General features: G+C 67.7%; 13 protein-coding genes and 5 pseudogenes. 6 read left to right on the top strand and 12 right to left on the bottom strand.

Annotation, left to right across the window (positions count from 1 at the left end; all coding sequences use genetic code 11):
• Positions 1–49: 49 nt before the first annotated feature.
• Together smrA and ACZK2V_RS06795 are read right to left on the bottom strand one after the other, a co-directional pair.
• Positions 50–1,882, bottom strand: coding sequence for a multidrug efflux ABC transporter SmrA (gene smrA, locus ACZK2V_RS06800; protein ID WP_049424593.1), 1,833 nt, complete (start codon positions 1,880–1,882; stop codon positions 50–52).
• Between the two features lie 199 nt (positions 1,883–2,081).
• Positions 2,082–3,639: pseudogene (locus ACZK2V_RS06795) on the bottom strand (serine hydrolase).
• Positions 3,640–3,749: 110 nt separating this feature from the next.
• Between ACZK2V_RS06795 and ACZK2V_RS06790 the strand changes: the two are divergent.
• The 3 genes from ACZK2V_RS06790 to ACZK2V_RS06780 are packed head-to-tail and all read left to right on the top strand — an operon-like array spanning position 3,750 to position 6,002.
• Positions 3,750–4,193: a VOC family protein gene (locus ACZK2V_RS06790; protein WP_049424589.1), complete on the top strand. Its 444-nt coding sequence runs from the start codon at positions 3,750–3,752 to the stop codon at positions 4,191–4,193.
• Complete coding sequence (locus ACZK2V_RS06785; RefSeq protein WP_486323043.1) at positions 4,190–5,020, top strand: DUF72 domain-containing protein; 831 nt, start codon at positions 4,190–4,192, stop codon at positions 5,018–5,020. The genes ACZK2V_RS06790 and ACZK2V_RS06785 overlap by 4 nt, the downstream gene beginning before the upstream one ends.
• A 34-nt stretch (positions 5,021–5,054) precedes the next feature.
• Positions 5,055–6,002, top strand: a complete 948-nt coding sequence (locus ACZK2V_RS06780; protein ID WP_486323042.1) for a DMT family transporter — start codon at positions 5,055–5,057, stop codon at positions 6,000–6,002.
• A 30-nt stretch (positions 6,003–6,032) separates the two neighbouring features.
• Here the strand turns inward: ACZK2V_RS06780 and ACZK2V_RS06775 are convergent, their stop codons facing one another.
• From ACZK2V_RS06775 to ACZK2V_RS06750, 6 genes and pseudogenes are all read right to left on the bottom strand, one after another.
• Complete coding sequence (locus ACZK2V_RS06775) at positions 6,033–7,193, bottom strand: AAA family ATPase (protein WP_032128350.1); 1,161 nt, start codon at positions 7,191–7,193, stop codon at positions 6,033–6,035.
• Between the two features lie 117 nt (positions 7,194–7,310).
• Positions 7,311–8,379: pseudogene (locus tag ACZK2V_RS06770) on the bottom strand (sensor domain-containing diguanylate cyclase).
• Positions 8,380–8,523: 144 nt separating this feature from the next.
• Positions 8,524–9,246 (bottom strand): pseudouridine synthase, encoded by a 723-nt coding sequence (locus ACZK2V_RS06765; RefSeq protein WP_049424580.1) that lies wholly within the window; start codon positions 9,244–9,246, stop codon positions 8,524–8,526.
• Positions 9,247–9,280: 34 nt separating this feature from the next.
• A pseudogene (locus ACZK2V_RS06760) lies at positions 9,281–10,943 on the bottom strand (sensor domain-containing diguanylate cyclase).
• 109 nt (positions 10,944–11,052) lie between these two features.
• Positions 11,053–13,474 (bottom strand): annotated as a pseudogene (locus tag ACZK2V_RS06755) (putative bifunctional diguanylate cyclase/phosphodiesterase).
• Positions 13,475–13,701: 227 nt separating this feature from the next.
• Positions 13,702–15,648, bottom strand: coding sequence for a DEAD/DEAH box helicase (locus ACZK2V_RS06750; protein WP_032128355.1), 1,947 nt, complete (start codon positions 15,646–15,648; stop codon positions 13,702–13,704).
• A gap of 266 nt (positions 15,649–15,914) precedes the next feature.
• On the opposite strand from ACZK2V_RS06750, the gene ACZK2V_RS06745 reads away from it, so the two are divergent.
• Positions 15,915–16,136 carry an RNA-binding S4 domain-containing protein gene (locus tag ACZK2V_RS06745; RefSeq protein ID WP_010486399.1) on the top strand — a complete coding sequence of 74 codons (222 nt, stop codon included), beginning with the start codon at positions 15,915–15,917 and terminating at the stop codon, positions 16,134–16,136.
• A gap of 25 nt (positions 16,137–16,161) precedes the next feature.
• Here the strand turns inward: ACZK2V_RS06745 and ubiM are convergent, their stop codons facing one another.
• The 4 genes from ubiM to ACZK2V_RS06725 all read right to left on the bottom strand — a co-directional run bounded on the left by ubiM (position 16,162) and on the right by ACZK2V_RS06725 (position 19,589).
• Positions 16,162–17,340, bottom strand: coding sequence for a 5-demethoxyubiquinol-8 5-hydroxylase UbiM (gene ubiM / locus ACZK2V_RS06740; RefSeq protein ID WP_486323041.1), 1,179 nt, complete (start codon positions 17,338–17,340; stop codon positions 16,162–16,164).
• Positions 17,341–17,420: 80 nt separating this feature from the next.
• Complete coding sequence (locus tag ACZK2V_RS06735) at positions 17,421–17,810, bottom strand: MAPEG family protein (protein ID WP_486323040.1); 390 nt, start codon at positions 17,808–17,810, stop codon at positions 17,421–17,423.
• A gap of 11 nt (positions 17,811–17,821) precedes the next feature.
• Positions 17,822–18,367, bottom strand: coding sequence for a DUF4019 domain-containing protein (locus ACZK2V_RS06730; RefSeq protein WP_032128358.1), 546 nt, complete (start codon positions 18,365–18,367; stop codon positions 17,822–17,824).
• Positions 18,368–18,425: 58 nt separating this feature from the next.
• On the bottom strand, positions 18,426–19,589 hold the full coding sequence (locus ACZK2V_RS06725; protein WP_201118505.1) for a COG3904 family protein: 1,164 nt from the start codon (positions 19,587–19,589) through the stop codon (positions 18,426–18,428).
• A 380-nt stretch (positions 19,590–19,969) separates the two neighbouring features.
• On the opposite strand from ACZK2V_RS06725, the pseudogene ACZK2V_RS06720 reads away from it, so the two are divergent.
• Together ACZK2V_RS06720 and ACZK2V_RS06715 are read left to right on the top strand one after the other, a co-directional pair.
• Positions 19,970–21,496, top strand: a pseudogene (locus ACZK2V_RS06720) (AlkA N-terminal domain-containing protein).
• Positions 21,493–21,984, top strand: coding sequence for a methylated-DNA--[protein]-cysteine S-methyltransferase (locus ACZK2V_RS06715; protein ID WP_012510484.1), 492 nt, complete (start codon positions 21,493–21,495; stop codon positions 21,982–21,984). Before ACZK2V_RS06720 ends, ACZK2V_RS06715 begins: the two are co-directional and overlap by 4 nt.
• Positions 21,985–22,067: the final 83 nt, after the last annotated feature.

Raw genomic sequence — 22,067 nt, 5'->3', positions numbered from 1 at the left:
TGCGGAAAGGGATCCGACCCCAAGGGATGCATCCACGCATGGCGTGGATCTACTGGTCGGCAGCCACAAAACCACCGGTCTGCCGCGCCCACAACCGCGCGTACAGGCCACCGGCCGCAATCAATTCGGCGTGGCTGCCGGTCTCGACGATGCGGCCCTGGTCCATCACCACCAGCCGGTCCATGCGTGCGATGGTCGACAACCGGTGCGCGATCGCGATCACCGTCTTGCCGCCCATCAGCTGGTCCAGGCTGTCCTGGATCGCCGCTTCCACTTCCGAGTCCAGCGCCGAGGTCGCCTCATCCAGCACCAGGATCGGTGCGTCCTTCAGCAGCACGCGGGCGATGGCGATGCGCTGGCGCTGACCACCGGACAGCTTCACGCCGCGCTCGCCCACGTGCGCGTCGTAGCCACGCCGGCCCTGCCCGTCCACCAGCGTATCGATGAAGGCTGCGGCGCGCGCCTTGGCCACGGCGGCATGCAGCTGCTCGTCAGTGGCATCGGGGCGGCCATACAGCAGGTTGTCGCGAATCGAACGATGCAACAGCGAGGTGTCCTGGGTGACCACCCCGATCTGCTGGCGCAGGCTTTCCTGCGTAACGTACGCAATGTCCTGATCATCGATCAGGATACGGCCGCTTTCCAGGTCGTACAGGCGCAGCAGCACGTTGACCAGAGTCGACTTGCCGGCACCGGACGGGCCGACCAGGCCAATCTTCTCACCCGGCTTCACCACCAGATCGAGGCCGGCAATCACACCGCCCTTCTTGCCGTAGTGGAAGTGGATGTCCTGGAAGTGCACGCCACCACGGGTCACCTGCAACGGCACTGCATCCTCGCGGTCCTGCACGGTCAGCGGCTGGGCAATGGTGGTGATGCCATCCTGCACCGTACCGATGTCCTCGAAGATGCCGTTGATGGTCCACATGATCCAGCCGGACATGTTGTGGATGCGGATCACCAGGCCGGTCGCCAGCGTGATCGCACCGACGGTGATGTGACCGCCATTCCACAGCCACAGCGCGAGCCCACAGGTACCGGCAATCAGGAAACCGTTGACGATGGCGATGGTCAGGTCCATGCCGGTGGTGATGCGGGTCTGCGCACGGTGCTTGACCGCCAGTTCCTGGATCGACTCGGCCACATAGGCCTGCTCGCGTCCGCCATGGGCGAACAGCTTCAACGTGGGAATGTTGGTGTAGCCATCAACGATGCGGCCCATCGCCTTGGAACGCGCTTCGGAGGCGATCCATGCGCGTTCCTTCGCGCGCGGAACGAAGTAGGCCAGGATCACTGCATAGGCCAGCAGCCACAGGATCAACGGCACCATCAGCCGCCAGTCGGCCTGCGCGAACAGGTACAGCGCGGTGCCGGTGTAGACCACGATGTACCAGAGCGAGTCGACCATCTGCACTGCCGATTCGCGCAGCGAGGTACCGGTCTGCATCACCCGGTTGGCCACGCTGCCGGCGAAGTCGTTCTGGAAGAAGTTCAGGCTCTGCCGCACCACGTAGTTGTGCATCAGCCAGCGCGAGCGGTTGCTCAGGCCAGGCACGATGGCCTGGTTGACCAGCAGGTTGTGCAGGCCGACCAGGATCGGCCGCGCGATGACCGTGATGAACAGCATCCAGCCCAGCTCGTTGGCATGGCGCTTGAAGAAATCGGCCCCCGGCTGCTCGGCGACCATGTCGACGATGCGGCCCAGGTAATCGAACATCGCCACTTCCACCAGCGCCAGCAGCAGGCCGGCGATCAGGGTGGCCAGCAGCACCGGCCACACCGGGCGCAGGTAGTGCAGGTAGAACGGCAGCACCTTGCGCGGCGGCATGCGCCCGTCCACGGGCGGGAACACCGGAATCAGGGATTCAAACCAACGGAACATCGCATTCCCTCGCCATCAATAGCCGGCGGAGTATCCCACGCCGCGTGTGTACGCCAGCCGATGATCACCGCGGTTCCGGTAGTGCCGGCCGCTGGCCGGCCCCCTCGTGACGTTTCCGGGGATCATCAGGTTGCCGGCCAGCGGCCGGCACTACCGATGGGATTCGTCAAACGGCAGCGCCGGGCCACGCCCGGCGGCGTCATTTCACCGGGGTGAACAGCAGGTCCTGGAAATCGAAGCTGAAATCGGTCAGGTCGGAGATCGACTGCATGCGCACCTCGCGCACCTTGCCGTCCGGATCCAGGCTGAAGTTCACGAACGCGTCGGCGTTGAGCGAACGGTCGTCCCAGCGCACGATGAAGGTGTCATGCTGCCAATGCTCCAGGCGCCCGCTCAGCTGCGCGGTCTTCATGAAGCGCAGGCGCAGAGCCTTGCCCTCGGCACTGACCTGCATGTCGCCATACCAGCGGTCGCGGAACGTGCCGGTGTAGCCGGCCAGTGCCAGCGATGGCTTGCTGCCCTTGTCGCGCGCTCTGGTGCTTGGCCCAGGCCTCGTCGGCCTTGTCCTGGCCCTTGGCCACAGCCTTGGCATAGGCGTCCACCCAGTCGTGCTTCTCACCGCCCAGGTAAGCATCAAGCACGCTCAGGGTGATCGCGTTGAATGCCGCGCCTACTTCCTGGTTGGTCAGCACCACCACGCCCAGCTTCTCGCCTGGCACCAGGGTCAAACGCGAGACCATGCCCGGCCAGCCACCGGTATGCCAGACCAGTTTCTGGCCGCGGTAGTCGCTCAGGCTCCAGCCTTCGCCATAGCCGGCAAAGTTGGCCCGCGCCGGTGCCAGCTCCGGCACGCTCGGCGCCGGAATCGACTGCGGCGTGATCATCCGCCACATCTGCTGCTGGCTCTTGTCGCTGAACAGCGCGGTGCCATCGGCCAGCTTGCCTTCGTCCAGCTGCACCTGCATCCAGCGCGCCATGTCGTGCGCACTGGAATAGATGCCACCGGCGCCGGCATTGTTCGACCAGGTCAGCGGTGCAACGGTACGCAGGTCCTTGAAATCGTACTTGGCGTGGCCGACCGCGGCCTTGTCGCCCGGCTTCAGGTGATCGGCGTTGTAGCGTGTGCCGGCCATGCCCACCTTGTCGAAGATGCGGCTCTGCAGGAACTGCTGGTAACTCATGCCGGAGACATGCTCGATCACCTGCTGGGTAACCGCGTACAGGATGTTGTCGTACGCATAGCTCTCGCGGAACCCGCCCTTCAGCGGCACCTTGCCCAGCCGCTGCACCACTTCGGCATTGCTGTAGGAGGTGGTCGGCCAGAACAGCAGGTCACCTGCGCCCAGGCTCAGCCCGCTGCGATGCGACAGCAGGTCGCGGATCGTCATCTGCCCGGTCACGAACGGATCGGACATGCGGAACGACGGCAGGTGGTCGATCACCTTGTCGTCCATCTTCAGTTTGCCGTCCTCGGCCAGCAGGTTCAGCGAGGTGGCGGTGAACGCCTTGGTGTTGGAAGCAATGGCGAACAGCGTATCGGCCTGCACCGGCTCCGGCTTGCCCTGCTCGCGCACGCCCCAGCCGCGTTCCAGCACCACCTCGCCATCCTTGACCACGGCCACGGCAATGCCGGGCACGTCGAACTGCGCGCGCACGCGCTCGACGGTCGCATCCAGGTCCTGCAGCTGCGCCGGGGTGGCAGCACTCGCCATGGTCGTGCACGCCAGCAGCACGGCTCCTCCAATCCAGGGTTTCATCCAGCACGATCTCCGAACAGGGGTGGCGGCCATGTGCAGGCCGTCACCGGGGTTTCGCGCGATGGTAACGGTCTGCGGCGCACCCTGCCCTGTGCCATAGGAGGGGTGTCATGGGCGGGAACGGCCAACCGAGCAACGGCTCCACCATCATTCCGTGCCTGCGCTATCGCGACGCGCAGGCCGCCATCGACTGGCTGCAGCGCGCCTTCGGCTTCCATGCCCAGGCCGTCTACGCCGATGGCGATACGGTCTTCCATGCACAGCTGACCTTCGGCACCGGCATGATCATGCTCGGCTCGGCCGACAAGGAAAGCGAGTGGAACCAGCATGCGGCGATGCCTGATGAGGTCGGCGGTCGCCAGACCCAGAACGCCTGCGTGATCGTCACCGATGCCGATGCGCACTATGCACGGGCCAAGGCCGCCGGTGCCCGCATTGTCATCGACATCGCCGACCAGGACTATGGCGGACGCGGCTACGCCTGCGCCGACCCGGAAGGCTATCTGTGGTGGTTCGGCAGCTACGACCCGTGGCGCTCGGACCACGGCCAGTGACCGCGACCGCCCGTCCGGCGGAGATCCGCTGCGGCATCGGTGGCTGGGTGTTTCCCGAATGGCGCGGCGGCGTTTTCTACCCCGTGGGCCTGCCGCAGCGTGAAGAACTGGCCCACGCCAGCCGCGCCCTGCGCTGCATCGAAATCAACGGCACCTTCTACCGCACGCCAACAGCGGCGCAGTGCGCGCAGTGGGCCGCACAGACACCCGACGGTTTCCGGTTTTCGATGAAGGCACCACGCTACCTGGTGCAGCGCCGCGACCTTTCCAGCACGGTGGAAGCGGCCGCGCCCTTCCTGCAGGCAGCACTCGCGCTCGGTGACCGGCTTGGCCCGTTGCTGTGGCAATTCGATCCACGCCATCCGGCCGATGCCGATGCATTGGGTGCCCTGATGGCGCGGCTGCCGAAACAATTGGACGGGGTGACGCTGCAGCATGCGCTGGAGGTCCGCAACGCCGAGGCACATGGCCCGGCACTGGTCGACGCCGCGCGCCGCCACGGCGTGGCGCTGGTGATCGAGGACAGCGACGAGGCGCCTTTGCACGGCGATGTCAGTGCCGGCTTCGTCTACGCGCGGATCAAGCGCAGCCAGGCCCGCTTGAACGAGGGCCTGCCGGCGCCCGTGCAGCAGCGCTGGGCCGAACGCGCACGCCGCTGGTCACGCGGCGAACCGGTGGACGACCTGCCCTGCCTGGCCGCGCCGGCACCGTCAGAGCCGCGCGAGGTCTACCTGCTGTGCATTGGTGCGGGCAAGGCACGCAACCCGGCGGCGGCGATGGCCCTGCAGCGGCGGGTAGATGGGGCCAGCAAATCCTCACGCGGATAGCGCTGCGGTCATCGCCTTGCCTCACAATAGGCGGATGAGCACACCCGACACCCGCAAAGCGCTGTGGCAGATCCACTTCTGTGTCCTGCTGTGGGGCGTCACCGCCATCCTCGGCAAGTTGATCACCCTGCCGGCGCTGCCGCTGGTGTGGTGGCGCATGCTGCTGGTGACGGCGATGCTGGCGCTGCTGCCGCGGGTCTGGCGCGGATTGCGCACCCTGCCACTGCGCCTGATGGCGGGCTACGCTGGCATCGGCGCGCTGGTCGCCCTGCACTGGCTGACCTTCTACGGCGCGGTGAAGCTGGCCAACGCCTCGGTGGCCGCCACCTGCATCGCGCTGGCGCCGGTGTTCACCTCGATCATCGAACCGTGGGTCGCCAAGCGACCGTTCCAGCTGCGTGAGCTCGCCTTCGGCCTGGCCGTGCTGCCGGGTGTTGCACTGGTGGTCGGTGGCGTGCCCGATGGCATGCGCCTGGGTGTGTTGATCGGCGCGATATCGGCGCTGCTGGTGGCGGTGTTCGGCTCGCTCAACAAGCGCATGGTCAGCCACGCCGATCCGCTTACAGTCACCGCACTGGAGCTGGGCGCCGGCACCCTCACCCTGACCCTGCTGGCGCCACTGATGCCCTACCTGCTGCCGGCGCTGGCCAGCCCGCTATGGATGGTTCCGGACCTGCACGATGGCATCCTGCTGCTGGTACTGGCCGGGTTCTGCACGCTGCTGCCGTTCGCCCTGGCCCTGGTCGCGCTACGCCACCTGAGCGCCTACACGGTGCAGCTGGTGACCAACCTGGAACCGGTCTACGCGGTGGTGCTGGCGGTGGTGCTGCTGCGCGAGCAGCACGAGGTCACGCCGTGGTTCTACCTGGGCGTGGCGATCATCGTCGGCGCGGTGTTCCTGCATCCGTTGTTGAACCGCCGCAAGCCGGTGCAGCATCCGGAAATTCTTGGCACGGCCGAGGCGCGCAACATCGCCGATTGAGTGCCTCCGCGCAGGGTGCGAATCGCCTTGTCAGCGCTGCGGCCAGTGCCATGCCGGGGCATCCAGCAAGCCCTGCCCGCTCAACAGCGTGCGGCCCTGTTCCTTGTGCAGGTGCAGCGAATGACAGCCGGGCGCCTGCTCCAGTGCTGCGATCAGTCGGCTGGCGTGTGAGACCACCCACACCTGGCTGCGCGCACTGGCCGCGATGATCAGCCGCGCCAGCGCCGGCAGCAGGTCCGGATGCAGACTGGTCTCCGGTTCGTTGAGCACCAGCAGCGGCGGCGGGCGCGGCGTGTGCAGTGCCGCGGCCAGCAGCAGGAAGCGCAGCGTGCCGTCGGACAGCTCGGCCATCGACAACGGCCGCAGCAGCCCCGGCTGGTGGAAGCGCAGGGCCAGCCGGCCATCCAGTTCCTCGAACCCCACCGTGGCGCCCGGGAACGCATCCTCCACGCTGCGCGCCAGTGCGCCCGGATCACCGATCTCGAGGATGGTCACCCAGGCCGCCGCCAGATCGCGACCGTCGTGATGCAGCACCGGCGTGCGCGTGGCCATCGCCGGTTGCCGTGCCGGGGCATCGGCGTCGCTGCGGAAATGGTCGTAGAAGCGCCAGCGACGGATGTACTCGCGCAGGGCGATGGTTTCCGGCATGCGCTGCGGATCGCCAACCTGGGTGAACAGACTGTCGAACAGCGACAACCGGTCATCGACCAGATCCCAACCGCGCGCATGGCGTTGCCGCACCATTGCCCCACGTCGGTCGACCAGCAGGTTGGCGCTGCGCAGGAACGGCCCGGCCCAGATCGCCTCGGCCTTGATCTGCGGGTCCAGTGCGAAGGCCGAACGGCTGGGCGGTGGGTAGCCCAGGTCGATGGCATAGCCGAACTCGTCGGTGGTGAAGCCCAGCTTCAATCCCACCGATTCCTGACGCGGGCCGCCCTGCAAGGGGATTTCACCGGCAGCAACCCGACGGTCCATTTTTTCCGGCCCCGCCCACAGCGCCGAACCGAGCCCACCTTCGCGGGCCAGAACCGCCGCGACGCCGCCCTGCGCGGTCTCCGCCAGCAGGCGCAGCGCGCGGTACAGGCTGGACTTGCCACTGCCGTTGTCACCGGTCACCACATTCAACTGCTGCAGCGGCAGTACCAGCCCGTGCAGCGAGCGATAGTGGGCGATGGCCAGGGTCTGCAGCATGGTTGTGTCCGTGGGAACAGGGACGGCATGGTGCAGCACGTGGATCGCAGGGAATGCGACGCGCACGGCCTTCGAATGGATTTTTCATCCACGCGTGGCGTGGATCTACCTGGGGCTTCAGCCCGCCCGTTCCACCCGGTTGCGACCGTTGCCCTTGGCCCGGTACAGCGCCTTGTCGGCGCGCCAGCATGTCATCCACGCTTTCACCTGGCTGGTGCTGGGCAACACCGATGCTGACCGTGACCGGGAATCCAAGCGGCAGGTCAGCCACGGCCAGGCGCAGGAACTCGCATTGCAGTTCGGCCGTGTGCAGGTCGGTGCCCGGCATTACCGCCACGAACTCTTCGCCGCCATAGCGCGCCGCCATGCCACGGCCAGCGAAATGCGAGCGCAGCAGCACGCCCAGCTCGGCCAGCACCCGGTCGCCGGTGGCGTGGCCCTGGAAATCGTTGATGTGCTTGAAATGGTCGATGTCCAGCAGGGCCACGCAGGCCACGCCCGGTTGCCCCTCGATCTCCGCCACCGCCTCTTCCAGCGCTGCCGCCATCGCGCGGCGGTTGGGCAGGCCGGTCAACGCATCGGTGCGGCTCTGCTCGGCCAGGTCGGCATTCTGCGCCAGCAGCAGGTCCTGGTACTCCGCCAACAGGCGCTCGTAGTCATCGCGTTCCAGCATGTGCTTCTGGATGTCGAGCGCGAAACGGCGCAGTTCCATCACCAGCATCACCTGCCGTGACAGCGCGGCCAGTGCCTCGGCCTTGTCGCTGGGCAGGTGCTGCGGATGTGCATCGAACACGCACAGCGTGCCCAGAGGCAGGCCATCGGAACTGATCAGTGGCGCACCGGCGTAGAAGCGGATGTGCGGGTCGCCGGTCACCACCGGGTTGTCATGGAAGCGGATGTCCTGCAACGCGTCCTCGACCACCATGATTTCCTGTGGCTGCAAGATGGCGTGGCCACACATCGATTCGCTGCGCAGGTTTTCCGCCGCGTCGATGCCCTGGATCGACTTGAACCACTGCCGTTCGACGTCGATCAGGGTCACCGCCGCCATCGAGGTACCGCAGACCGCCTTGGCGATCGCGACCAGGTCGTCGAAGGATTTCTCACGCTGCGAATCCAGGATCCGGTAGCGGTACAGCGCCTCGAGCCGCAGGGCTTCGTTGGCAGGCTTGTCGGGCTTGATCATGCAGCGTCACGTTCCGGCAGGTCACTGCGGAGTCTAGCTGATGCCGGTGCGCAATCCGCACAACGGGGAGTGCCGGCCGCTGGCCGGCATCCCGCACTCATTCGATGCCTGGAGCAGCCGGCCAGCGGCCGGCACTACCGCGCGTTACCAGTCCAGCTGCTTCGGCAGCAGGCCCTGCAGTTCCTGCTCGGTCAGGTTGCGCCACTGGCCCGGCTTCAGCGCGCCGATCTTGATGTTGTCGATGCGCACGCGGCGCAGCTGGGTCACGCGATAGCCGAATTCGGCGGCCATCAGGCGGATCTGCCGGTTCAGGCCCTGCTGCAGGGTGATGCGGAAGCCGAACTTGGCGATGCGCGAGGTCTTGCACGGCAGCGTCATCTGGTCGTGGATGCGCACGCCGCGCGCCATGCCGCGCAGGAACTCATCGGTGACCGGCTTGTTTACCGCCACCAGGTATTCCTTCTGGTGGCCATTTTCGGCGCGCAGGATCTGGTTGACGATGTCGCCGTTGCTGGTCATCAGGATCAACCCCTCGGATTCCTTGTCCAGGCGGCCGATCGGGAAGATGCGCTGTTCGTGGCCGACGAAGTCGACGATGTTGCCCTTGACCGAAGTTTCGGTCGTGCAGGTGACGCCTACCGGCTTGTTCAATGCGATGTAGACGTGGCGGCGGGCGCCGGGCTTGCGTGCCACGCGCGCGCGCAGCGGCTGGCCGTCGACCAGCACCTGGTCTTCCTCGCCCACCACCGCACCGGTGCCGGCCGCGTGGCCGTTGACGGTGACGCGGCGGGCGGCGATCAGGCGATCGGCCTCGCGGCGGGAGCAGAAGCCGGTGTCGGCGATATGTTTGTTGAGTCGGGTGGTCATCGGTCCATTATCCGGCATCGCCGCCCGCTGCGCTTCATGCCGGGGCCGGCGGATCGAGCTCTTCGCCGTCGAACACCCGGTTGCGACCCGCCCGCTTGGCCACGTACATGGCATGGTCGGCCCGCCGCAGCAGCCCGGCCAGGTCATCCTCACCCGGCCGCCACTGCGCCAGTCCGATGCTGGCGGTCACTTCCAGGCCCGGCACCTGCAGGGCCTGGCCGGCTTCGGTGATGCGCTGGCGCAGGCGGTCCAGGCGCGCCGACGCCGCCTCGCGCGGCATGCCCGGCATCAGCAGCAGGAATTCCTCGCCGCCCATCCGCACCACTTCGTCCTGGCTGCGCACCGCGGCGCAGTGCGCGTGCCACCGCCACCAGTACCTGATCACCTACGGCATGGCCGTGGCGGTCATTGATGTCCTTGAACAGGTCGATATCGAGGAAGCCGATCACCAGCGGGCCGCGCTCACGGTCAACCTGTGCCAGGTGACGGGCCAGCTGCTGCAGGCCGGCGCGGCGATTCGGCAGTCCGGTCAGGCCGTCGGTTTCGGCCAGCTGGCGCAGTTCATCGCGCTGCTGGCGCAGCCGGCCCAGCCGCTGGTTCATGGCATAGGCGGCCATCATCAGCAGCCAGGTCACCGACAGCTGCAGTGCTTCCACCCGGTACTCCAGCAGCCACCCCGCACTGCTGGCATCGGCTGCGATCATCACCAGCAGTGGCACCAGCGCCGCCAGGCCCGCCAACGCCCAGCAGTCACCGCGCAACCAGGCACGCATGCCAGCGGCCAGTGACAACAGGCAACCGAGGATGAAGGTCAGCTGCAGGCTCTGCGCGACCAGCGCCAGGGTTTCCCAGCGCAGCCACGGCACCAACGCGGCTAGGCCCATCAAGCCCCACAGCACAGCCTGCTGTGCCGGCCGCGAGCGTGGCAGCAAGCGGTCCCCGCCGTTGAGGCGCCACAGAGCGGGCAGTACCAGCGCCTGGGTCGCAGCGGTCAGCGCCAGCAGCCACCATGCACCGCGCTCGCCCACCGGCAGCCACGGTTCGGGGTAGCCGCTCAAGCCGCCAAGAACCGCCTGCCACACCACCACCACGATCGTCGCGCCGATGTAGACCAGGAAGCTGCGGTCACGGGTGGTCAGGTAGGCCATCAATGCCGACAGCGCCAGCGCGATCGCGACCGCGATGCAGGCCGCGCGCACCAGCAGGCGGGCGGTATCGTTCTGCTGGACCGGACTGGGCGCCCCCAGCCGCAAGGTTGGCACCCAGCGCGCTTTCAGCGGCGCCTGCCACGACACCAGGAACGGCTCATGGCTGCCTGCCGCTGGCACCGCCACCAGGCCGATGCCGGCGCGGAAGCGCGAATCACGGGTGCGCGCATCGTGCATGTTGCCGCAGATCTCGCGGTCACCATGCTGTACGCGGACTTCGCCAGCGAACACGTTGAACACATCCAGCGCCTGGGGTTGCCCCGACCAGCCCCCGGGCGGCGCCGGTACCTCTACCTGCTCGCGCGGCCCGGCCAGCATCGCGGGCGTACAGCCACGATGGGGTGTCGGTTCGTCCGTCGGTGCGCCAACCAGCAGGAAATCCCGGCCGGCCTCGGCCAGGCGCGCGTGCACCAGACCGGGAAGCAACACTCCCATCAGCAGGACGACCAGCAGCGCCCCTGTTTCGTACCGCCACTGCCTGACACCCACGCCACATCCTGTTCCTGCTTACGTCCGCGCCCACTGCGCGTCGCCCCTGGCGCGCATTATCGCAGCCGGGCACGCCGCGCATGTGTAGACCAAAGTCGCCGTGCGCCGTTCAGCCAGCGGCCGGAGGCCCCTTCACCGCCACCAGGCGGACCGGCCTCAGGTCACTCAGGGTCATCCGTTCCAGCGGCTGCGGCCGCTCGATCGCGTAGCCCTGCAGGCCCTGCACGCCGAGCCGGGTCAGTGCGCCAGCCACCTCGGCGGTTTCCACCCATTCGGCCACCACCTCCATCTGCAGTTCCCGCCCGAGCTCGCTGATCGCCCGCACCGTGGCGTGGCTGACCGGGTCGGTGTCCATGTCACGCACGAAGGTGCCGTCGATCTTCAGGATGTCCGCCGGCAACTGGCGCAGGTAGCCGAAGGAAGACAGGCCGGAGCCGAAGTCATCCAGCGCCATCCGGCACCCCCGTGCCTTCACCGCATCGATGAAGGCGCGGGCCTGGCTGAGGTTGCTGATCGCCGCGGTCTCGGTGATCTCGAAGCACAACTTGGAGGCCAGCGCGCGGTTGCGCTCGAGCAGGTCGCAGACGAAGGCGAGGAATCCGGGCTCGGCGATCGACTGCGCCGAAACGTTGACGTTGCACAGGCCCAGCTGGCGCACGTGTGCCGGGCAGACCTGCAGGTGGCGGAACAACAGCCCGAGCACGTGCCGATCCAGCGCCACCGCCATGCCGTATCGCTCCACCGCCGGCATGAACTGACCGGGCAGGTGCAGGCTGCCATCGGTACCGCGCATGCGCACCAGCACTTCGTAGTGCAGGTAGGACGGATCGCCCACGCGGGCGATGCGCTGCGCGTAGAGCAGCATGCGATTCTCCGCCATGGCCAGGCTGACACCCTGCAGACGCTCGGCCTCCTGCCGCCGCTCCTCCAGCGCCATGCGGTTCTCGTTGAAGCAGTGCACGCGGTTGCGACCGGCCTGCTTGGCGGCATAGCAGGCGCTGTCGGCAGCGCTCATCAGCCAGTTCACATCGGGGGCGTCGGCACTGACCTCGACCACGCCGATGCTGCAGCTCAACTGCGGGCTGCCCTCGCTGATCGGGAACGTGGCCTGGCCCAGGTTGCGGATCACCCGCTGCAGTACCCGCTTGGCTTCATCCTGGCCGGCGTGGGCGAGAAACACCGCGAACTCATCGGCCCCCAGGCGGCCGACCCAATCGCCATCACGCACCGCCGCCACCAGATAGTCGGCGAAACCGCGCAGCATCTGGTCGCCGGCGGCATGACCGAAGCTGTCGTTGACCAGCTTGAAGTGGTCCAGGTTGATGTAGCACAGCGCATGCGTACCACCGTCGGTCCGGACCTGCAGCAGCGCGTTCCAGCAGGCGTTCGATCTCGCGGCGGTTGATCAGGCCGGTCAGCGGATCGTGGCTGGCGTGATGCTCGATCTCGCGCGCCAGTGCATGGTTCTGGCTGACATCCTCGATGATCGCGAACACCGACAATCCACCGCCCGAGCTGCGAACCGCGGTACCGCTCCAGCGTCCCCAGACGAGGCTGCCATCGCGCCGGCGGAAACGCAGCTCGCTCGGCCGCAGCTGCCGGTCCCAGTCGATGCGGCCGACACCATCGAGGACCAGTTCCCCCTCCATCAGCAGGTCACCCAGCAGCATCTGCAGCAGCACATCGCGCCGATAGTCGAGGATATCCGCCATCGCCTGGTTGGCCTCGACCACGCGGCCATCGGTGTCGAGCTTCAGCATGCCGACATTGGCCTGGTAGAACGCCGCGCGGAAGCGGCTCTCGTGCTCGGTCAGGTCCTTGCCGACACGACGCGCCAGCGCCACTGCCATCAGGCTGATCACCAGCACCGACAGGCCACCAACCATCAGCGTGGCGATCCGGACCATGGTGGCCATCCTCAGCAGCGCCTGCGAGAACGCCTGGGCCTGCACCTGCAGGCGGCGGTCGAGATCCCGCAGCTGCTGCAGGTAGCGATTGCGGTCGGCCACGGGCAGTTCACCTGCCGCATGCCTCCGTTGCAGCTCGGCGACCAGGGCCTGCACAGCCTCCAGATCACCATCGGTCTGCCGCCACAGTGCAGTGGCTTCGCGGAATGCTCCCAGGTCACGGGCGTAGCGGAACGAGAACACCAGGCGTGGAATATCGGCGCGCGCGTTGCCGCCCTGCAGGAAACCCTGCCGGGCCTTCTCCTCGTCCGGTACCGCCTGTTCCAGCGCCAGCCGGGCCTGCAGATCCCCCAACGGAATCCGCAGGGCCTGGCGCGCGTCATCCAGGTCCTGCGCATCGCCACGCGCCAGGTAGCGGCTCAGCGCAGCGGTCGCATCCTGCTGCCCCCGCGACCAGTAGCCCTGGCCGGCAATCCAGGCCGTCGAGGCCGCCTGCAGTTCCTGGATCAACGCGGACAGCGCGACCAACCCGATCGCCATGCCCGTCAACAACGCAAAGCGCAATCCCAGGCCACGGGTCATCGGCACCCGCCGGCTCTGCTGGTCCGTGCCACTTCTACCCATCCCGGATCCCCCCGAATGTGCTGCGGTGACAACCTCCCTTGGAACCGGCCCAGCCTATGACCGGCAATGTGTTTGCCATGCGAAAAGGGGACGGAGGGGATTAAGTCGTTTTCGGCATAAGCGCACTGCCGGGCATAAACGACTTAATCCCCTCCGTCCCCTTTTCCAGGCCCATAACGGACAACGCCAGCCCGGAGGCTGGCGTTGTTCAGGACCGCAGGTGCGGCTTAGAAGCTGCGCGGGCCGCGCGGCTTGAAGCCGTCACGACGCGGCGGGCGGCTGTCGCGGTCACCGCCGCGGTCGCCACCGTGGCCACCCGGACCGCCCGGGCCACCGCGACGCGGGCCACCCGGGCCGCCCGGACCACGCTTGTCGAAGCGCGGCTTGAACGGACGCGGGGCCGGGTTGGTGTCTTCACCCGGGGCCAGCGCACGCATCTGCAGCTGCTGGCCGGACACCCACACCTTCTGCAGGTGCGACAGCACGTCCGGCGGCATCTGTGCCGGCAGGTCCAGCAGCGAGAAGTCGTCGTGGATGTCGATGCGGCCGATGAAGCGGCTTTCCAGACCGGCTTCGTTGGCAATGGCGCCAACGATGTTGGCCGGCTTCACGCCGTGCTGGTGGCCGACCGAAATACGGTAGGTCTCCATGCCCTGCTCCGGCGCACCACGCGGCGGAACCTCACGGCGCGGACGCTGCTCGAAGCCACCTTCGGCGTCGTCGCGGCGCGGGCCACGCTCGAAGCGCGGACCACGCTCGTTGCGGTCGAAGCGATCGCCACGTTCCGGGCGGTCACCACGGTCGAAGCGTTCGCGCGGTGCGCGCTCTTCACGCGGGGCACGCACCGGCGGCTGCAGCAGGAACGGGGTGTCACCCTGCAGCATCTTGGCCAGTGCGGCAGCCACTTCGATGGCCGGCACGTTCTGCTCGTTCTCGAAACGCTCCAGCAGCTGGCGGTAGAAGTCCAGGCCACCGGCGCCGAGGGTTTCGCTGATGCGCGAGGTGAACTTGTTGATGCGGGTGTCGTTGACCGCTTCCACGCTCGGCAGCTGCATCTCTTCGATCGGCTGGCGGGTGGCGCGCTCGATCTGGCGCAGCATGCCCTTCTCGCGCGGGGTGGCGAACAGGATCGCCTCGCCGCTGCGGCCGGCACGACCGGTACGGCCGATGCGGTGCACGTAGCTTTCGGTGTCGTACGGGATGTCGTAGTTCAGCACGTGGCTGATGCGCTCCACGTCCAGGCCGCGGGCAGCCACGTCGGTGGCGACCAGGATGTCCAGCTTGCCTTCCTTCAGCATGGCGATGGTGCGCTCACGCTGGGCCTGCTGCATGTCACCGTTGATGGCGGCAGCGGCCAGGCCACGGGCCTGCAGCTTGCTGGCCAGTTCTTCGGTGCCGGCCTTGGTGCGCGCGAAGATGATCATCGCGTCGAACGGCTCGACTTCCAGGATGCGGGTCAGCGCGTCCAGCTTGTGCATGCCGCTCACCCACCAGTAACGCTGGCGGATGTTGGCCGAGGTGGTGGTCTTGGCCGCGATGGTCACTTCCACCGGGTCCTGCAGGTAGGTCTGCGCGATGCGGCGGATCTGCGGCGGCATGGTGGCCGAGAACAGGGCCACCTGGCGCTGCTCCGGCAGCTTCTTCAGCACGGCTTCGACGTCGTCGATGAAGCCCATGCGCAGCATTTCATCGGCTTCGTCCAGCACCAGCGTCTTCAGCTCGGACAGGTCCAGGGTGCTGCGGTCCAGGTGGTCGATCACGCGGCCGGGGGTACCGACCACGATGTGCACGCCGCGGCGCAGGGCCGACAGCTGCTGGCCGTACGGCTGGCCGCCGTACACCGGCAGCACGCGGAAGCCCGGTATCTTCGACGAATAGGACTGGAACGCCTCGGCAACCTGGATGGCCAGTTCGCGGGTCGGTGCCAGGATCAGGGCCTGCGGCTTGATCTGCTGCAGGTCGATGTTGGACAGTACCGGCAGCGCGAACGCTGCGGTCTTGCCGGTGCCGGTCTGGGCCTGGCCCAGCACGTCGCGACCTTCCAGCATCGCCGGGATGGTAGCGGCCTGGATCGGCGACGGGGTTTCGTAGCCGATGGCGGTGACCGCCTGCATCACGGGCTCGGACAGGCCGAGCTGCGCGAACTGCAGCGGCGCTTGGGAATCTTGGGACATGGGGAACTCCGAAGACACTGCCGTCTTCCTGGCAGTGCGATAAAAAAGGTGATGGTCCGCGCTTTGGGCGCCCTTCTTATCGCGTGCCCTGGCGCTGCTCGGTTGGAGGAGATTTCACTCGCTCAGAGCGGAATCATACCGCATTGATCCTGAACAAGGCGTACAGCTTGCCGTGCGCGTACCGTCATGCCCCAAGCTGGCGCACAATACGCGCCCTCTTCACCGGCTCGGCCGCTGGCTGCGCCCTTCCCCAGGAACCCCGCTCCATGCAGATTCTCGAATTCGACCTCGACGGTGACTACGTCGAACTCAAGCAGCTGCTCAAGCTGGCCGACCTGGTCACCAGCGGCGGCGAGGCCAAGATGGTCATCGGTGACGGCCAGGTGCGGGTCGACGGCGAAGTCGAACTGCGCAAGGCCTGCAAGATCCGCGCAGGCCAGGTGGTCGAGTTCGCCGACAGCCAGATCCGGGTACTGGCCGCCGGCTGATCTGAACGGGCTGATCTGAACCGGTTCAGGCCACGCGCTGGGTCAGGTGCGAGGCGATCAGCTGCCTGAACGGTGCCACGCCTTGTGCCAGACGCAGGCCCGCCGCGCGCAGCAGCCGCGCCGGGCGGCGATCGTCCGTATACAGGCTGGCGATGGCATTGGTGGCCTCGTACAGCGGCCGCGACGCCAGCTGGTGACCCCGCTGGTAGCTAGCCAGCATTCCGGCCGCGGCAATGTCGGCTCCACGTCGCTGCTGCGCGACGATGCCCTGTGCGAGCCGCTGTGCGCTGGCCAGTCCCAGGTTGAAGCCATGTGCGGTGACCGGGTGCATGCCGACGGCGGCATCGCCGATCAGCGCCGAACGCTCACCGACGAAACGGTGCGCGTACACACCCACCAGCGGATACGCCTGCGGCGTGGCCACTGGCTGCATGCGGCCAAGACGGTGTTCGAAGCAGGCACCGATGGCCTCACCGAAGGCCACCTCGTCCATCGCCAGCAGTTCTTCAATCTGCCGCGGTGGCAGCGTGATCACTGCTGATGCCTGGCCTTCGTTGAGCGGCAGCAACGCCATCGTGCGGCCGTAGCCGAACCATTCCCAGGCAGTGTGGTGATGATCACGCTCAACCTGCATGCGGCACACCAGCATCGACTTGCCGAAGTCGCGCATCTGCGCGCCGATGCCGAGCATGCGGCGGGTTGCGGAGAAGCGGCTGTCAGCGGCGACCAGCAGGCGCGCATGAAGTTGGCTGCCGTCATCGAGTTTGACCACGTGGCCCTGCGCATCGGCCTGCACGCCCAGCACCTTGCGCCCGTCGAACAGCTCCAGGCCGTCCTGCCCCTGCACGGCATCCCATGCAGCGCGGCGGATCAGATGGTTGGGCACCAGCCAACCCAGCGGCTGACCGTCCACCTGGCTGCTGGCGAAGGTCAGCGCGAACGGCGAGCCGCCGTTCATCACCTTGGCATCGCGCAGTTCAGCGACTTCGGCCTGCGGCAGGCGCTGCCACAGCCCCAGCTGCTCCATGCTCTGCCGCGAGGCATGGGTCAGCGCGATCTCACGGCCATCGAAGGCGGCCTCGGCAAGGGCCTGGCGCGGTTGAACTTCGACCAGCCCGACCTGCAGGCCGCTACCGGCCAGCGCACGCGCGAAACACAGCCCCGCCGGTCCGGCGCCGACCACCACCACGTCCATCCTGCGCATGCGCGCCTCCTGCCGTTGATTCAGTCCGCGCCAGCATAGCGCCGCGCACCTGACCGGCCTTGATCTGGATCAGGCCGGGATCACAACAACGTGAACACCAGCGCCAGGATCGACAGCAGCGACACTGCCCAGACCAGGCTGCGCACGTAGGGCACGCCCGCGGCATACAGCGGCAGGTAGACCACGCGCGCCCAGAAGTAGGCCTGCGCCGCCAGCGCCGTGGTGTCGTTGCCGCGCCCGGCCACGACCACTGCGATGGCGGCGGCAGCGAAGAACGGGAACGTCTCCAGGAAGTTGGCCTGCGCACGCTGCAGGCGCCCGGCCAGCGGGCTGAGTGGCCTGGCTTCGCCATCACGCGCCGAGGCATTCCACTTCATCCCGCGCTCGCGGGTGACCACGGTGGAGGTAGCGAAGATGTAGACAAAGCCCAGCAGCACCGACCAGGCCAGCATCGTCAGTTCAGTTGCCATCGATCATCTCCTCAGGGTGCCGACGCACGCAGGCTGTAACCGGCCAGGCGCCACACCTGGTCCTCGTCGAAACGGAACGAGACGAGCTCGCGTACCGGCTGCGCGCTGTTGGCGAAACGGGTCGGGAAGCTGACGTTGATGTACAGCCCCTCCGGCACCGCGGCACCGGCGCTGTACTTGACCCGGGTGATGGTCGGCTGGCCACGCCCGGCCAGCGCGCCCAGGCGCGTGCGCTCGGCAGTCAACTGGCTGACGAAGGCAGCCTTCGGTACTGCACGGCGCGCGACGGCCGAAGCGCCATCCCACAACTCGCCTGCGCGGTTGGCATCGACCAGCTGCGCCGCCTTCACTGCGGCCGCGCCCATTTCCGCATCCTGCTTCTGCACCTGCGCCTGCTGCGCGGCAGTCAACGCCGGAGCGCCGGCCGTGGCCGGTTTCGCAGCCGCCGGCGATGCTGGTGCGGGGCGCGCGGGTGCCGGTGCAGGCGTGGCCGGCGCGGGTGCCTGCGCCAATGCGGTCAGGGGCAGCAGGGACAGCAGCAGGAGCACGCGCTTCATGGACACCGCCGGTTCTCGGGAAAGAACCGCAGTCTACGCCAGCGCGGTGAGCTGTTCGTCAGCGCGCGTGGGCGCTGCCTTCCACCGCTGCGGCATCGGCCTGCGCGGCAGGCGTGCCGGCGTCTGCTGGCGCCTGTTCGGCCACCGGCGGTGGCTCCGAAGGCGCAGGCGGCAGCGTTGCCACATCGATCTCCGACAGCGGGCTTTCTTCCGGGCACACCGCATCGGGGAAGCCGAAGCGCTGCTTCAACGCCTGGCCGCAGCTGTTGATCGATTCCATGTCGGCGCCTTCGCGCTTGCACTGCTGGTCGAAAGCGATCAGGAACGCATCCTTGCGCTGCACGAAGTCATCGCCGCAGGCGCGCATCTGCTTGATCCGCTCCAGGTCGTCCTGCACCGCGTTGGTGCCGTCCAGGCCGTACTGGCGCAGTTCGTCCGGCGTCAGCAGGCGCAGGCTGCGATTGGGCACCGTCATCATCAGGTCGGCCACGCCCACCGCCACGCCGTTGCGCTGCAGATAGTCCTTCACATTGTCGTAGACCTCGTGCAGCTCGCGGTTGAGCTCAGCGCGCGAAGTCGCCTTGGAACTGATGCGCATCATGCGGTGGATGCCGACCTTGCCCGACAGCAGGCGGTTGTCACCGGCGGCCAGCACGAACACGCAGGCGCTATGGCAGATCGAGCCTTCGCGCACCCAGATGGTCCAGCCCGATTCACCGATGCTGTCACCGGCGACGATCGCCGATTCCACCTGACCGCCGCTGGAGTCCAGATCGAGGATGCGCTTGTGGATCTTCTGTTCATCGGCGACCACGGCAAGTCGCCACATCATTTCGGCGAAGCCCGGATTGATCTTGCCGGCGTAACGCACACGCATCAGGCCACGCTCGGCACACGGCGCCAGCGCCTGACTGATCTGGTCGCGCTGCAGCCCTTCCAGCTCGGTGCCGTCGCCGGCATCGCCGGCATACTCGGTGCTGCAGCTGACCCAGGCGCGGCCATTCTCCAGCTGCGCCTGCGGCCACGGCCGATCCGCCCGGCTGCGCGGCGGCGCCGGCGGTGGCGGTGCGTCAGCCGCATTGATCGACACCATGTTCTCGCCATCACTGGCCGGCGCCCGCGCCGCCTTGTCGGCAGCGGTCACATTGCCCGGATTCTCCAGCTGACTGCAGCCCGCCAGGGCCAGGCACAACAGGGGCAACCAGCGGAATTTGGCGGACATCGGGCAACCGGGATTCGCGGGGGGCAAGAGCCACAGTCTACCCGTCCAGGCCGCGCATTCAGCGCGTGGCACTGAACCCCTTCTGACCCTTGGGAAAAAGCGTGTCGACCAAGGTCGACACCTACCAACAGCAAAAGCGTGCCGACCAACGGTCGGCACCCACCAACTGCAGCGACCAACTGTCAGAGGTGGGGCGGTGTGGGCTGACAGGACCGTTGGCGCCATGGATGGCGCCATCGAGCCCCCATGGACGGGTTTACGGCGTGTCCTGACAGCCCACACCGCCCCGCCATCCCACGGACTGCCAGCTTTTGATTGAGACGTTGACGTTGACGTTGCGGGTGCAGGGCGCAGCCCTGCCAGAACCCCCTCCAGCATCCATGTCCGAATCCGGCGAGTATCCCCGCCCTCACACGCCTAGACTGGCGCCATGGACACCGCCCTCGCCCTCGACACCGCCGCCTGCGACCGCGCCCGCCTGGCCCGCGACGCACGCTTCGACGGCGTGTTCTTCACCGCCGTGCGCAGCACCGGCATCTATTGCCGCCCCGTGTGCCCGGCACCGCCGCCGAAGCCGCGCAACATCACTTACTACCCGACCGCGGCCGCGGCTGCGGCAGCCGGTTACCGCCCGTGCCTGCGCTGCCGCCCCGAGCTGGCACCGCAGGCGCAGCAGGCATTGGCCGGGCAGACCGTGCAGCGCGCACTGGCCCTGATCCATGGCGGCTTCCTGCAGGAGCAGCCGGTAGCCGACCTCGCAGAGAAGATCGGACTCAGCGCGCCAGCTGCAGCGCCTGTTCGTCGAACATCTGGGCGCAACGCCAGGGCAGATCCACGCCACCCATCGCCTGCTGCTGGCCAAGCAGCTGCTGACCGAGACCACGCTGCCGGTGACCGACGTCGCGCTGGCCGCCGGCTACAACAGCCTGCGCCGTTTCACTACGGCCTTCCTGCAGGGCTGCGGCATGGCACCGACAGCACTGCGTCGCCAGCACCAGCCGCTGGCCGCCGACGATGGCTGCCTGGTACTGCGTCTGGCATACCGGCCACCACTGGATTTCCCACGCATGCTGGCCTTCCTGCACAAGCGCAGCCTGCCCGGCATCGAGCTGATCGGCGAAGACAGCTACCAGCGCGTGCTCGGCACACCCGAGCGCCCCACCCTGCTGCGCGTCACTGCCGACCCCAAGCGCCCGGAACTGCGCCTGCAGCTGGGCGCGGTCGATCCGCGCCTGATCCCGGACATCGTGCGCCGCGTACGTCGCGTGTTCGATCTGGACGCCGACCTGCAGCAGGTACACGCCGCGCTCGGCGAAGAGCCGCTGCTGGCGCGCGGCATTGCCGAGCGTCCCGGGCTGCGCGTACCGGGCGGCTGGGATGGCTTCGAAGTGGGCGTGCGCGCGGTGCTCGGCCAACAGGTCAGCGTGGCCGCGGCCACCACCTTCGCGCGGCGGCTGGTGGATGCCTATGGCGCGCACCTGCCGGGCATGCCGCCGGAGTTCGATCGCCAGTTCCCGGCGCCCGAGGTACTGGCCGAGGCGCCACTGGAATCAATCGGCCTGCCGCGCAGCCGCGCCGCCACCGTGCGTGCGCTTGCCGCCGCCTGTGCCAGTGGCGCGCTCGACTTCGGCCCGGGCCAGGCGCTGGAAGAGTTCGTTTCCCGCTGCGTGGCACTACCCGGCATCGGTCCGTGGACCGCGCAGTACATCGCCTTGCGCGGGCTCGGCCAGCCCGATGCCTTCCCGGCCGGTGACCTGGTACTGCAGCAGGTGCTCGGCCATGCGCAGGGCCAGCGCCTGAGCGAACGCGCGACCGAAGCGCGCTCGCAACCGTGGCGCCCCTGGCGTGCCTATGCCGTGCTGCACCTGTGGCACCTGTCCGGCACTTTCGTTGGAGAACCGACATGACCTTGTTGTTCGACCGTTTCGACAGCCCGATCGGCGTGCTGACCATCGCCGGTGACGAGCGTGGCCTGTCCCACGTGCTGTTCCCGGAAAACCGCCACCCGGCACGCGGCCGCGACGACTGGCACTACGCGCCGGATGCGCTGCCGGAAGCGCGCGAGCAGCTGCTGCAGTTCCTGCACGGCGAACGCAGCAGCTTTGACCTGGAGCTTGCGCCACGCGGCACGCCGTTCCAGCTGCGTGTGTGGCAGGCGCTGGCGCTGATCCCGTTCGGCCAGACCTGGAGCTACCTGCAGCTGGCGCAGCACCTGGGCCAGCCCAGTGCGACCCGCGCCGTCGGCGCTGCCAACGGGCGCAATCCGCTGCCGATCATCCTGCCCTGCCATCGAGTGATCGGCAGCAACGGGGCACTGACCGGCTTCGGTGGCGGCCTGGAAACCAAGGCCGCACTGCTGCGACTGGAACAACGCCAGGCCCCGCTGTTCGCCTGAGAGGGCTGGCCGGGCTGCGCCCGGCACCCGCCGTAACCTGGTAGGTGTCGACCTTGGTCGACACGGTAGATCCACGCCATGCG

Source organism: Stenotrophomonas sp. 93052_Sma (genome assembly GCF_056481145.1).
Note: the sequence above shows the minus strand (reverse complement) of the source record. Positions and strands in the feature narration are given on the sequence as shown.

What these genes read in the sequence shown, in the direction of transcription:
- ACZK2V_RS06730 (WP_032128358.1), bottom strand. Translation starts at nt 18,367, where the DNA reads ATGAAGCGCGTGCTCCTGCTGCTGTCCCTGCTGCCCCTGACCGCATTG.
- ACZK2V_RS06775 (WP_032128350.1), bottom strand. Translation starts at nt 7,193, where the DNA reads ATGCTGCAGACCCTGGCCATCGCCCACTATCGCTCGCTGCACGGGCTG.
- ACZK2V_RS06745 (WP_010486399.1), top strand. Translation starts at nt 15,915, where the DNA reads ATGCAGATTCTCGAATTCGACCTCGACGGTGACTACGTCGAACTCAAG.
- ACZK2V_RS06790 (WP_049424589.1), top strand. Translation starts at nt 3,750, where the DNA reads ATGGGCGGGAACGGCCAACCGAGCAACGGCTCCACCATCATTCCGTGC.
- ACZK2V_RS06765 (WP_049424580.1), bottom strand. Translation starts at nt 9,246, where the DNA reads ATGACCACCCGACTCAACAAACATATCGCCGACACCGGCTTCTGCTCC.
- ACZK2V_RS06780 (WP_486323042.1), top strand. Translation starts at nt 5,055, where the DNA reads ATGAGCACACCCGACACCCGCAAAGCGCTGTGGCAGATCCACTTCTGT.
- ubiM (WP_486323041.1), bottom strand. Translation starts at nt 17,340, where the DNA reads ATGCGCAGGATGGACGTGGTGGTGGTCGGCGCCGGACCGGCGGGGCTG.
- smrA (WP_049424593.1), bottom strand. Translation starts at nt 1,882, where the DNA reads ATGTTCCGTTGGTTTGAATCCCTGATTCCGGTGTTCCCGCCCGTGGAC.
- ACZK2V_RS06735 (WP_486323040.1), bottom strand. Translation starts at nt 17,810, where the DNA reads ATGGCAACTGAACTGACGATGCTGGCCTGGTCGGTGCTGCTGGGCTTT.
- ACZK2V_RS06725 (WP_201118505.1), bottom strand. Translation starts at nt 19,589, where the DNA reads ATGTCCGCCAAATTCCGCTGGTTGCCCCTGTTGTGCCTGGCCCTGGCG.
- ACZK2V_RS06750 (WP_032128355.1), bottom strand. Translation starts at nt 15,648, where the DNA reads ATGTCCCAAGATTCCCAAGCGCCGCTGCAGTTCGCGCAGCTCGGCCTG.
- ACZK2V_RS06715 (WP_012510484.1), top strand. Translation starts at nt 21,493, where the DNA reads ATGACCTTGTTGTTCGACCGTTTCGACAGCCCGATCGGCGTGCTGACC.